Raw genomic sequence first — 12068 nt, 5'->3', positions numbered from 1 at the left:
AATGATCCACCTCATCCGCGCTGCGCTCACCGCGACGCTCCTCTTGCTCATCGTCCTCGGACCGGTTTCCGCGCAGGGACAAGCCAGCACGTCGCCGGACGCTGCGGCACAGGAAACCACACTGCCCGACCCGCTGACCCCCGAAGCGGTGCGCGAGATGGTTGCGCGCATGTCCGATGATCAGGTGCGCGGAATGCTGCTCGACCGGCTCGACGCGGTGGCCCAAGAGGAATCGCAAGACACCCCCGCCGCAACTGGTCAGACCCTCTTCGCGACGCTCCACAGCTGGTGGACGGCGTTCTACACAAACGTGCTGGATGCAGTCGTGAAACTGCCCCACCTTGTCAGCGAAGAAGGCAAGGTGATCGCCGGCTTCGTCGCGTCCTTCGGTGGAGCCGCGGGCGTGATGACCCTGCTCGGTCTCATCGCGCTTACGGTCGGTATCGCCTACGTGGTCGAACAGGTCGCCGAACGCCTGACCAAGGCCTGGCGCAAGAACGCTGACCCGACCGAAACCGCGACCCTGCGCGAGTCCGTCACCTTCCTGTTCCGCCGCTTCATGCGCGAAATCTTCGGCCTCATCATCTTCTACTTCGCCGCGCGCATCGTCGGTCGCCTGATCATGACGCCCGAGCAGCTGGTTTTCGCAGCACCCCTGATGACCTACCTGATCTGGTGGCCGCGCCTCGCGGCGGCCGTGTCGCGCTTCATCCTCGCGCCGAAACAGTCGAGCATGCGCCTCGTCAATGTGAATGACCAAACCGCGCGCTTCCTGATGCGCCACCAGGTCGGGCTGGTCATCCTCGCCGGGCTGACGATCTTCATGGTCGATTTCAACCTCACGCAACGCGGCTCGCTGTCCGAGATCCGGCTCGGCTTCTGGCTCGACTCGGCGGTCTATCTCTACGTCATCTTTATCGCCTGGAAAGCGCGTGATGGGCTTTCGGACATGATGCGCGGCACCGATCCCGATCGCACCGAGTTCGACGAATGGGTCGCCCGCGGCTATCCCTATTTCGCCGTCGGTGTCGCCGCCGCGATGTGGGTGATCGTCACCACCATGACCGGACTGGGCAAGACCGCCCAGATCCTGCTGGGCGCGCACTACGTCACCATGTTCTGGCTGCTGGCCGCGCCGGCGCTGGACACCGTGATCCGCGGGCTGGTGCGTCACCTGGTGCCGCCGATGATCGGCGAAGGCCCCGTCGCCGAGCGCGCCTATGTCAGCACCAAGCGCAGCTATATCCGCATCGGCCGCGTGATCATGTCGGGTATCGTGCTGATCCTGATCGCACGCAGCTGGGACATCTCCATCGCCGATTTCAGCGCGGCGCGGCAAGGCTTCGGCACCGACCTGATCGAATTCCTGATGACGCTCGCTGTCGGCTACATCGTCTACGAGGTGGTCTCGCTCTGGATCAACCGTCAACTCGCCAAGGAGCAGACCAGCGCCGCGCCGCTGGACGAGGAAAGCGCCAGCGATGGCGGCGGCGCGGGTGGCTCGCGTCTTGCCACGGTGCTGCCGCTCCTGCGGGTCACGGCGCAGATCGCAATCGTGGTGATCTTTTCCCTGCTGGCCATCGGCACCCTCGGCATCGACATCACCCCCCTGCTCGCCGGGGCCGGCATCCTCGGCCTGGCGATCGGCTTCGGTGCCCAAAAGCTCGTGGCCGACGTCGTGTCAGGCATCTTCTTCCTGATCGACGATGCCTTTCGCGTCGGTGAATACGTCGAGGTCGATGGCACGATGGGCACGGTCGAAAAGATTTCGATCCGCTCGATGCAGTTGCGTCACCATCTCGGGCTCGTGCACACCCTGCCCTATGGCGAGATTCCCAAGATCACCAACTTCAGTCGCGACTGGGTGATCATGAAGCTCAAGTTCACCGTTCCCTTCGATGTCGATCCCGAGAAGGTGCGCAAGATCTTCAAGAAGATCGGTCAGCAGATGTTGGAAGACGAGCGGTTCAAGGACGACTTCCTCGAACCGTTCAAAAGCCAGGGCGTGTCGGCCATCGACGATGTGGGTATCACCATTCGCGGCAAGTTCATGGCCAAGCCCGGCACCCAGTTCATGATCCGCAAGGAAATCTACAATCGCGTGCAGGAGGCTTTCGAAGCGAACGGCATCGAATTCGCGCGCCGCGAGGTCCGCGTGGCCATCCCAGGGCTCGAACATGCCGAAGACCTGAGCGAGGCCGACAAGGAAGCTATCGGTGCCGCCGCCAGCGGTGTTGTCCAGGCCCAGATCGAGAACGACCAGAAAGGCGGCGGGCAGAAGCAGGACGACCGCTGAGCCCGCGATAGCGCGAACCGTATCGGCAAATTTCCGCCGCGATCTACCCCGGTGGCGGCGGAACCGTTTCGCGCACCATGACGTTCTTTCCGCACAACACGGCACACGGCCGCAGGAAAGGAGAACGTCATGTTCCGCAAAGCCGCACTCACCTTTGCAGCGCTTGCCTTTGCAGGCTCTGCCAGCGCACTGGTCCTGACCGAAAGCGCCACCCCGAATGACAGCGACGAAACCTTCGTCGAAGAGAACCAGGAATTCATCGGCAACCCTGTTCTGGACGTGAACGGCGTCAAGGTCGGAACGGTGATCGATGCAAGAACCGAACCAGGCTTCAAGCGACAGCTCGTTGTCGCCTTTGACGACGGCGCCATGAACACCTTCAGCGGCTGGATATTCGATCTTGACGAAAAGTGGGAATCCGGTAGCTCGATCGAGTTGTTCGAAACCCGCGAAGAACTGCAGATGAAGCTCGACAGCTACGCAGCCAAGAACCCCGACGCCCTGCTGGACCCAGAGGGAATCCTCGACAAGTAACTTCCATCCCAGGTGTTCGGCTGGATTGTCTTGCCGAATCAGGCCGTCCCGACACGGGTGTCTCTGTCCGTGCCTCACTTCCCCGGATGGCCAACACTGGCCGGGCCACGCGCCCGGCCTTTTTTCAGTCCATCCACCGCATCCAGGCATGGCCGAACTGGAAATAGATCACCGGCTCTTCCGGCCCGAAGGCCAGGTCGATCCCGGCATCCACCCCAAGCTTGCGCGCGATGCGGTAACGCGCCCCGACACCGCCGCTGTAGATCGCGCCGGAATCCGCGAACAGGCGCGAGTCGCGCGCATCCGCATAGCCGACCCCGGCAAAGCCGAGCACGCTCCATCGGTCATTCAATTGCCGGGTCAGTTCCGCCTCGGCATTCAGCACCAGCTTGCCTTGGTAGCGGTTGGCCGGGACGCCCCGATTCTCGATGCTCGGCACGAAATTGAACGGCACATCTCCCGTTACGAGGCTGGCCGACGTCATCATGCCGTATCGCCAGTCCGATCCCAGCCTGCCAAAGCCGAAGCTCGCAAGGTCATACACGTCGAACGCCCGGTCGCTGCCGAAAGCGTCAGTGTTGAACTTGGTGTCGAGATAGACGTTCACGCCTTCGGTCGGCGTCAAAGGATTGTCGCGGCTGTCGAAATGAAACCCGAGGCCCAATGCGCCGGTCCTGATGGTGCGGTCGATATCAGGCCGGATCGCGGGGGGCAGGCCGGGCAGCGCAAGCGTCGTCCGGATCTCGCGGAAATCCCAGTTCACCCCGACCGAGAACCGCGGATCGTTCAACGCCCATCGGGCCGAGCCGAGAACGCCGTAGGTGAACTCGGTCGTGTACTCCAGTGGAAACGTCCCGCCGCCCGGATAGGCTGCGATCGTCAATTCGCCCTTACCCACCCCGAAACGATAGCTCAGACGTCCATCGAGCACCGTGCCGGATTGAAAATACCCGTAGCCATAGGAGCCGTTGCCGGTCCGGGCGGCCCCCAGCATCCGGCGGGTCAGCGACTCGCGCCGGCCATCGGGCCAGGAGATGAATTGAAGGACGAGACCCAATCCGCCTTCGACCGCGGGTTCCGTTATGATGATCGGAACCGGGATGAACCCGCCGCGCGACAGGTAGTCGGAAATGTCGAACTTGCCGTCGCTCTCATCGAAGAACAGATCAAGAAACGCGCGCTGATCCGCGCCCTCGGGCGAAACTGGCGGGGCCTGAACCGGATCCGGGACCCTGTCCTGTGCTCGCGTTGCAAGTGGCAAGGACAACGTCGCAGCGAGGATCAGTCCGAAGATCCGCATGTTGCACGCCCCTTTTTTTGTACTGCCACACCCCTGCACGTCTTAAAGCCAGGACAGCAAATATCAACACGGGTCTTCCCCCTTTCCCCGGCCCGGACCATGCCCTAAAAGGGCCGAAATCACCGCCATCGCCGGAGAGTCAGCACCATCATGCAAGAGCCCGCAATCACGCCCGACCTGATCGCAAGCCACGGTCTGAAACCCGACGAATACGACCGCCTTCTCGAGATCCTCGGGCGCGAGCCGACCTTCACCGAACTGGGCATCTTCTCGGCGATGTGGAACGAGCACTGCTCCTACAAATCCTCGAAGAAATGGCTGCGCACCCTGCCCACGGATGGCCCTCAGGTGATCTGCGGTCCCGGTGAAAACGCCGGGATCGTCGATATCGGCGACGGGCAATGCGTGGTTTTCAAGATGGAGAGCCACAACCACCCCTCCTATATCGAACCCTACCAGGGGGCCGCGACCGGCGTCGGCGGCATCCTGCGCGATGTCTTCACAATGGGCGCGCGCCCCATCGCGGCGATGAACGCACTCTCCTTCGGCGAACCGGACCATCCCAAGACGCGGCAATTGGTCAACGGCGTGGTCGAAGGCATCGGCGGCTATGGCAACTGCTTCGGCGTGCCGACCGTGGGCGGCGAGGTGCGCTTTCATTCGGCCTATAACGGAAACTGCCTGGTCAACGCCTTTGCCGCCGGGCTGGCCGACACCGACGGCATCTTCTATTCCGCCGCCTCGGGCGTCGGGATGCCGGTGGTCTATCTCGGCGCCAAGACCGGGCGCGACGGTGTCGGCGGGGCCACGATGGCCTCGGCTGAATTCGACGACACCATCGAGGAGAAACGCCCCACCGTTCAGGTCGGCGACCCCTTCACCGAAAAGCGCCTGATGGAAGCGACGCTCGAACTGATGGCCACCGGCGCGGTGATCTCGATCCAGGACATGGGGGCGGCAGGTCTCACCTGCTCCGCCGTCGAAATGGGCGACAAGGGGGGCTTGGGCGTACGGCTCAACCTCGACGCGGTGCCGCAGCGCGAAACCGACATGACTGCCTACGAGATGATGCTCTCGGAATCCCAGGAACGGATGCTGATGGTGCTCAAGCCCGAACTCGAAGCCGAGGCCCGCGCGGTATTCGAGAAATGGGATCTGGACTTTGCCATCGTCGGCGAGACCATCCCCGAGGATCGCTTCATCGTCGAACACGGCGGCAGGGTCATGGCCGACGTTCCCCTGTCCAAGCTGTCCTCCGAAGCGCCCGAATACGACCGCCCCTGGGAGGCGACGGCCCCGGCGGAACCGCTCGCCGACGTTCCCCAGATCGATCCGATCGACGGTTTGCGCAGCCTCGTGGCGTCTCCGAACTACGCCGCAAAGCAATGGGTCTACCAGCAATACGACTCGATGGTCATGGCCGACACGGCGCGCATTCCGGGCTTCGGCGCAGGCATCGTGCGCGTGCACGGAACCGACAAGGCTCTGGCCTTCACCAGCGACGTGACCCCGCGCTACGTCCGCGCCAACCCGGAAGAAGGCGGCAAGCAAGCGGTGGCCGAGGCCTATAGAAACCTGACCGCCGTCGGCGCTCTTCCGCTGGCCAGCACCGACAACCTGAATTTCGGCAACCCTGAAAAGCCCGAAATCATGGGTCAGTTCGTGGGGGCGATCAAGGGCATCGGCGCGGCCTGCAAGGCGCTGAACATGCCGATCGTGTCTGGCAACGTCTCGCTCTACAACGAGACCGACGGCACCGGTATCCTCCCCACTCCGACCATCGGCGCGGTCGGCCTTCTGGCCCACACCGATGACATCATCGGGTGTGACGTGCGCGATGGCCACGTCGCGCTGGTGATCGGCGAAACCACCGGTCACCTCGGCCAATCCGCACTGCTGGCCGAGGTGTTCAACCGCGAAGACGGCGACGCACCGGCCGTCGACCTGGACGCTGAAAAGCGCAACGGCGATTTCATCCGCGCCAACCGCACATTGATCAAGGCCTGTACCGATCTCTCTGACGGCGGTCTTGCGCTGGCCGCGTTCGAGATGGCCGAACGCGCGGGCGTCGGCGTCCTTCTGGATGACGCCACGACCGCGATGCTGTTCGGCGAGGACCAGGGCCGCTACCTGGTCGCGTGCAATTTCGACCAGGCCGAGGCGCTGATGATCGCCGCAGGCCAGGCAGGCGTTCCCATTGCGTCGGTGGGCCGTTTTGCCGGCGACACAGTGCAGATCGGCGCAAGCGCCGCACCGCTCGCCGACCTCGCAACCCTCTATCGCAGCGCATTTCAGGACGCCGTCGCCTGACCCGAAGCTTTAGGCTGGAATGCGACGGCGCGACCGGCGCCAGACCAGCCCGGGGAATGCGGGCGCAGCCCGCGCCTTTGAGTCACGCCGGTCAAGTGGCGCACGCTCCCTTGCGCCGCTCGCCGCATCGCCCTACATCTGCTGCAAGGACAACAGGAGAACCGCCCGACATGGCCATGCAAGCCCATGAAATCGAAGACTTGATCCGCGCCGGATTTCCGGACGCCAAAATCACGATCACCGATCTCGCCGGGGACGGAAACCACTATGCCGCCGAAGTGATCGACGAGAGCTTTCGCGGTCAGAACCGGGTGCAACAGCAACGGGCGGTCTATGCCGCACTCAAGGGCAAGATGGACGGCTCCGCGGGTGAATTGCACGCGCTGGCGCTGACGACCAAGGCGCCGGACTGACGCCACCGCTCTCCGCTTGGTGCGGCCATTGAACCGCGCCGCCAGAAACGAACCGAAGGAAACGCGACATGACTGACACTGCCACCCAGATCCAGGACACGATCAGCAAGAACGACGTGGTGCTCTACATGAAAGGCACCAAGGAAATGCCCCAATGCGGCTTTTCCAGCCGAGTGGCCGGGGTGCTGAACTACATGGGTGTCGATTTCGCCGATGTGAACGTGCTTGCAGACGAGGCGATCCGCCAGGGGATCAAGGATTTCTCCGATTGGCCCACCGTGCCGCAGCTCTACGTCAAGGGCGAGTTCGTCGGCGGTTGCGACATCATCACCGAGATGACGCTCTCGGGCGAACTGGACACGCTGTTCGACAGCAAGGGCGTGGCCTATGACAAGGATGCCGCCGAGAAGATCCGCGAAGCCAATGGCTGAACAAGGCCTGCCCGGCGCGCCGGCCACCAAATGCCCACCGCACTATCGTGGCGGCTTGATCCGGTAGTCGTTCAACGCCGCCCATGACTTGATGGCAGGCTCGCCGTTCAGATCAACCACTTCGCCGGCACGGTCCAGCAGTCCGGCGACGCGCTCGCGCGTGGCGGCGGTCGAGGCCTTGCCGGCGAGGAAGTCGGGGTCCTGGTTGATCAGCGCGACGGCCAAGTTCAACTCGTAGTAGCCTTGCCCTGAATCGTCGTCGCCGCGCAGCCGGATCGCCTTTTCCAACGCCGCCTGCGCCTCGGACCAGTTGGGCTGCGAGGCTTTCACAAGGGCATACCCCAACTGCCCGTAGTTCCGGTGCTGCCGGTCGGGGGCTGCGGCGATCAGGCCTCGGAAGATCGGGATCGTCCGGTCGATCAGCTTCTTGTTGCCGCCATCGCGCCAGTTCTTTTGCCGCACAGTGCGGGCGCGGTCGAAGATCATCGTGCGGGCGATCAACGAGGACTCTTTCACCTTCTCCTCGAGATTGTCGAACATCTTTGCATTCGGATCGGCCGCAGGGTCGAGATAGGCGTCGGTCAGTTCGAACGCCTTGGCGTTGGCGATGTTTTCCTGCTCCTGCCGGCGCTCGAGCAGGCGCTCGATCGCGATGTCGCCCTCGGCACTTTGCTGACGCAGCACGTTTTCCATGTGGATGCGGGTCCACAGGAAGGCGAACAGGAACCCCGCGATGACGAAGTAGAGGATCACCGCCACGGCAATCGCGCCAGCCGTGTCAGCCGTTGTTGTGGCCGGTGTCGCCACGAAAACCTTGCCGAAGACGGCGCCGACCCCGACCACGAAGGCCTTGATCTGCTCGAACTGGACTAGCGTGAGCCCGACGATGATCTTGGTCAGCCAGTCCGAGATCTGTTCGAGATTGGTGTTTTCCAGGTATTCCCGCGCGCTGCGCCCCTCCTCGAGCGCCAGTTGCGCCTGCGCCTGCTTGGAACGGGGGATGCCGAAAAGGAAGCCCAGGAACGCACCCACCAAGCCCGAGGCCCCGGCCAGCATCAACCCGGACATGACCGCCTCGATCCGACCGAAGGCGGCATTGGTGACACCGAGGATTGCAACGACCGCGACGCCCGCGCCGATGGCGATGGCGATGGCGTACATCCAGTCCGTCTTGTCGGCAGTATAGCTGTGGGCAGCCGGGGGATCACCTGAATGCGCCATGGAAATCGCTCCGTGCTTGAAATTCGTGTGCGGAATGCACTCATGCTATGCGAGCAGGCGCGAGAACTCAATCTCGCCGAACCGTAGCCCGGGCGCGTTAACGCTTGGCGCGGGAAACCTGTCAAAAAAGCAGGAAACAGCCCGTTTTTCGCACCCTTGCGCCACGGCCGGTCATGCAAAATCAACGGCTTCCAGAGATTTGTTTCGCGCGCGAAACAAATTCATTTCTGTTTACAGGAGGTTAACGCGAAACCCGAAGGTGCGTCGGATCACCCCGCAGCCTTTTCCTCGACCTCCGCGGCAAGGGCTTCAGCGCGCGCGGCCAGTTCCGCGAGCGTGTCGGTCACAGTGGTCGGCACCACCGGTACCTCGACGCGCTCGGGTTCGGGCCGGGGCGCGGCGCGCAACCGCGCAAGTTCGGCCTCGCGTTCCGCGAGAGTGGCCTCGACCTCGCGAATGCGATCCTCGACCGCAGCGGTCTTGTCCGCCAGCATCAGGCCGGCCATCAGCAGCATCCGCGCCTCGGGCATCCGGCCGATCTGATCGGCCAGCACCTGGGCCTCTTCGTCCAGCATCCGCGCGGCGGAACGCAGATAGCTTTCCTCGCCTTCCTGGCAGGACACCTCGAACCCGCGTCCCCCGATCATGATCGTCACTTCCGGCATCAGGCGTCCTCCCCTTCCGGCAGGTTGCCGGCGTTGGCCAGCAACGGTTCGAGCCGGGCCAGCACGGCCCCGACCTCGGCCGCATCCGTGGCGCGCGCGGCGCGCAGGCCTTCCAGTTCCGCAAGCATCGCCTTGTTGATCAGGTGCGGCTCGCCGACACCGCTTTCATTGGCCGCCCGCAGCGCGGCATTGATTTCGCGCAGCTGATCGTTGGCGAAGCGCAGGCGTTGCACATCCATATCAAGCCGGCCGAACGCGTCGGTCTGGGCGGCCAGTTCGGCCCGCAAGGTCTGCAACTCGGTCGAATTGTCCAGTTCGGCCCTGAGCTCTGCGAGATCCTGTTCATGCTTGGCGTGCAGCGCGCGCAGCCGCTCCTGCAATTGGGCATTGGCGAGTTTCTCGTCTTCCAGCGCCTGCAGCAGCTCGGGATCGGGCGCTGTGGCGACTTCCCGCTCGGCCAGCGCTGTTACCCCGGCGCCGATCCTGTCCATCGCTGCCGCGATGCGGCTCTGCAAGTCGTCGATCTGACTCATCCCCTATCCCTTTCCGCGTCGGTCACGGCCGACCGCGTGCACCCTAATACCTTGATCCGTCAGGTCAATCCTGTGCCGGCTCGAATCATTTCTCTTCGCAGGTGTTAACAGTCTAGCCACGACCTGCGCAATTTTCCTAGCCTTTGGTTTCAACGGCTTGGAGCGCGGTGCTGACATGGCGTGCGCCATGCGCGCCCGTTGCGCTTGATCTTTGGGGCGCGGCTGGTATTGAGCAGGCCAATCGCCGTCACCTGCCAAGAGGAACCGTCCCGTGGATCTCAATGCCCTGCGCACCGCCAATCCCGATCACTGGGCCAAGGCCACAGCCATCCGCGCGCTGACGCTGGATGCCGTCGCCGCCGCCAAGTCCGGCCATTCCGGGATGCCGATGGGCATGGCGGACGTGGCGACCGTGCTGTTCGAAAAGCACCTGAAATTCGACGCTTCGGCACCCAACTGGCCCGACCGTGACCGGTTCATCCTGTCTGCGGGGCACGGCTCGATGCTGCTCTACTCGCTGCTCTACCTCACCGGATACGAGGACATGACGCTGGAGCAGATCAAGAATTTCCGCCAATGGGGTGCGCGCACTGCCGGGCATCCGGAATACGGCCATGCCGGCGGGATCGAGACCACGACCGGCCCGCTGGGCCAGGGCATTTCCAACGCGGTCGGCTTTGCCATGGCCGAGGAAATCCAGCGCGCCCGCTATGGCAAGAAGGTCGTCGATCATTACACATATGTCATCGCCGGCGACGGCTGCCTGATGGAAGGCGTGAGCCAGGAGGCCATCGGTCTTGCCGGGCACCACAAGCTCGGCAAACTGATCGTGCTCTGGGACAACAACAATATCACAATCGATGGCGCGGTCGACCTGTCCGACAGCACCAACCAGGTGGCGCGGTTCCGCGCCTCTGGCTGGCAGGTAATCGAGATCGACGGGCATGATCCTCAGGCCATCGACGAGGCGCTGACCGAAGCCAAGAAGAGCCGCAAGCCCAGCATGATCGCTTGCAAGACGCATATCGCGCTGGGTCACGCGGCGCAGGACACCAGCAAGGGCCACGGGGCGCTGACCGATCCGGACCAGCTGCGCGCGGCCAAGCATGCCTATGGATGGGACACCGGGCCTTTCGTCGTGCCAGATGAGATCAAGTCGCAGTGGGAGGCGATCGGGACCCGCGGCGCGAGCCAGCGCGCCGACTGGGAGGCGCGGCTGTCCGAACTGTCCGAACGCCGCCGCGACACGTTCAACCGCGCCTACGCGCGGGACGTGCCCAAGCGTCTTGGCGCGACCATCCGGGCGTTGAAGAAGCAGGCGTCCGAAGCCGGACACAGCGTCGCGACCCGCAAGTCGAGCGAGATGGTGCTGGAAGTGGTCAATCCGGTGATGCCCGAGACCGTGGGCGGCTCGGCCGACCTGACGGGGTCGAACAATACCAAGACCGGGGATCTGGGCGTCTTCAGCCCCGAGAACCGCAAGGGTCGCTATGTCTACTGGGGCATCCGCGAGCACGGCATGGCCGCCGCGATGAACGGCATGGTCCTGCATGGCGGCATCCGCCCCTATGGCGGCACTTTCATGTGCTTCACCGACTACGCCCGCCCTGCCATGCGGTTGGCGGCTCTGATGAAGATCCCGACCGTCTTCGTGATGACGCATGACAGCATTGGCCTTGGCGAGGATGGACCGACGCACCAGCCGGTCGAGCACCTGGCCATTTCGCGCGCGACGCCCAATACGAACGTGTTTCGGCCCGCCGACACGGTCGAGACCGCCGAAGCCTGGGAGCTGGCGCTGACCAGCAAGGAGACGCCTTCGGTGCTGTCCCTGACGCGGCAGAACGTGCCGACCGTGCGCACCGAACACAAACAGCGCAACCTGACCGCGCAGGGTGCCTATGTGCTGGCAGACTCCGAAGCGAAACGGCAGGCGATCCTGCTGGCCACCGGCTCGGAGGTGTCCGTGGCACTCGAAGCGCGGCGGATTCTGGAAGACGAGGGAATCGGCACTCGGGTTGTTTCGATGCCCTGCTGGGAATTGTTCGAAGAGCAGGACGAGGCCTATCGCAAGCGCGTGCTGCCCGCAGGCCCGGTGCGCGTGGCGATCGAGGCCGGAATTCGCTTCGGCTGGGATCGATGGTTGTTCGGCGAACGCGGTCGACGCGAGAAAGCCGGCTTCATCGGCATGCATGATTTCGGTGCTTCTGCCCCGGCAGAAGAACTGTTCGAGCAATTCGGCATCACAGCCGAGGCGACTGTAGCAAAGGTGAAATCGCTGCTGGCCTGACACGGCCCTATCCCGCGCCCCCGGCAAGACCGGATGGGCGCTGGGTTGCACGCAGTGACAACATGGACGTTTTCC

At 63.7% G+C, this 12068-nt stretch carries 10 protein-coding genes; 6 read left to right on the top strand and 4 right to left on the bottom strand.

Annotated elements, in window-relative coordinates; all coding sequences use genetic code 11:
* The first annotated feature begins 1 nt into the window (after nt 1).
* Entirely contained in the window at nt 2-2296 is a 2295-nt protein-coding gene (locus JF290_RS01940; RefSeq protein ID WP_199023039.1) for a mechanosensitive ion channel family protein, read from the top strand.
* A 129-nt stretch (nt 2297-2425) separates the two neighbouring features.
* Nucleotides 2426-2830 (top strand): hypothetical protein, encoded by a 405-nt coding sequence (locus JF290_RS01935; protein WP_199023038.1) that lies wholly within the window; start codon nt 2426-2428, stop codon nt 2828-2830.
* A gap of 124 nt (nt 2831-2954) precedes the next feature.
* On the opposite strand, the gene JF290_RS01930 is transcribed toward JF290_RS01935, so the two are convergent.
* Entirely contained in the window at nt 2955-4130 is a 1176-nt protein-coding gene (locus JF290_RS01930; RefSeq protein WP_199023037.1) for a BamA/TamA family outer membrane protein, read from the bottom strand.
* 150 nt (nt 4131-4280) lie between these two features.
* Between JF290_RS01930 and purL the strand changes: the two genes are divergently transcribed.
* From purL to grxD, 3 genes are all read left to right on the top strand, one after another.
* Nucleotides 4281-6440: a phosphoribosylformylglycinamidine synthase subunit PurL gene (gene purL, locus JF290_RS01925; protein WP_199023036.1), complete on the top strand. Its 2160-nt coding sequence runs from the start codon at nt 4281-4283 to the stop codon at nt 6438-6440.
* Nucleotides 6441-6610: 170 nt separating this feature from the next.
* Complete coding sequence (locus JF290_RS01920; RefSeq protein WP_199023035.1) at nt 6611-6853, top strand: BolA/IbaG family iron-sulfur metabolism protein; 243 nt, start codon at nt 6611-6613, stop codon at nt 6851-6853.
* Nucleotides 6854-6921: 68 nt separating this feature from the next.
* Nucleotides 6922-7284 carry a Grx4 family monothiol glutaredoxin gene (gene grxD, locus JF290_RS01915; protein WP_199023034.1) on the top strand — a complete coding sequence of 121 codons (363 nt, stop codon included), beginning with the start codon at nt 6922-6924 and terminating at the stop codon, nt 7282-7284.
* A 42-nt stretch (nt 7285-7326) separates the two neighbouring features.
* On the opposite strand, the gene JF290_RS01910 is transcribed toward grxD, so the two are convergent.
* The 3 genes from JF290_RS01910 to JF290_RS01900 all read right to left on the bottom strand — a co-directional run bounded on the left by JF290_RS01910 (nt 7327) and on the right by JF290_RS01900 (nt 9703).
* A complete protein-coding gene (locus tag JF290_RS01910) occupies nt 7327-8505 on the bottom strand; it encodes a hypothetical protein (protein WP_199023033.1) in 1179 nt (392 codons plus the stop codon).
* 269 nt (nt 8506-8774) lie between these two features.
* Nucleotides 8775-9170 (bottom strand): cell division protein ZapA, encoded by a 396-nt coding sequence (locus JF290_RS01905; protein WP_199023032.1) that lies wholly within the window; start codon nt 9168-9170, stop codon nt 8775-8777.
* Complete coding sequence (locus JF290_RS01900; protein ID WP_199023031.1) at nt 9170-9703, bottom strand: hypothetical protein; 534 nt, start codon at nt 9701-9703, stop codon at nt 9170-9172. The genes JF290_RS01905 and JF290_RS01900 overlap by 1 nt, the downstream gene beginning before the upstream one ends.
* 271 nt (nt 9704-9974) lie before the next feature.
* Between JF290_RS01900 and tkt the strand changes: the two genes are divergently transcribed.
* On the top strand, nt 9975-11993 hold the full coding sequence (tkt, locus tag JF290_RS01895; protein WP_199023030.1) for a transketolase: 2019 nt from the start codon (nt 9975-9977) through the stop codon (nt 11991-11993).
* Nucleotides 11994-12068 lie beyond the last annotated feature (75 nt).

This window comes from Sedimentitalea arenosa (assembly GCF_016428585.1).
GTDB lineage: Bacteria > Pseudomonadota > Alphaproteobacteria > Rhodobacterales > Rhodobacteraceae > Sedimentitalea > Sedimentitalea arenosa.
This window is presented reverse-complemented; position numbering and strand designations above follow the sequence as displayed.

Bases quoted from the DNA above. Each gene is read 5' to 3' on its own strand.
- JF290_RS01940 (WP_199023039.1), top strand. From the start codon at position 2: ATGATCCACCTCATCCGCGCTGCGCTCACCGCGACGCTCCTCTTGCTC.
- JF290_RS01935 (WP_199023038.1), top strand. From the start codon at position 2,426: ATGTTCCGCAAAGCCGCACTCACCTTTGCAGCGCTTGCCTTTGCAGGC.
- JF290_RS01930 (WP_199023037.1), bottom strand. From the start codon at position 4,130: ATGCGGATCTTCGGACTGATCCTCGCTGCGACGTTGTCCTTGCCACTT.
- purL (WP_199023036.1), top strand. From the start codon at position 4,281: ATGCAAGAGCCCGCAATCACGCCCGACCTGATCGCAAGCCACGGTCTG.
- JF290_RS01920 (WP_199023035.1), top strand. From the start codon at position 6,611: ATGGCCATGCAAGCCCATGAAATCGAAGACTTGATCCGCGCCGGATTT.
- grxD (WP_199023034.1), top strand. From the start codon at position 6,922: ATGACTGACACTGCCACCCAGATCCAGGACACGATCAGCAAGAACGAC.
- JF290_RS01910 (WP_199023033.1), bottom strand. From the start codon at position 8,505: ATGGCGCATTCAGGTGATCCCCCGGCTGCCCACAGCTATACTGCCGAC.
- JF290_RS01905 (WP_199023032.1), bottom strand. From the start codon at position 9,170: ATGCCGGAAGTGACGATCATGATCGGGGGACGCGGGTTCGAGGTGTCC.
- JF290_RS01900 (WP_199023031.1), bottom strand. From the start codon at position 9,703: ATGAGTCAGATCGACGACTTGCAGAGCCGCATCGCGGCAGCGATGGAC.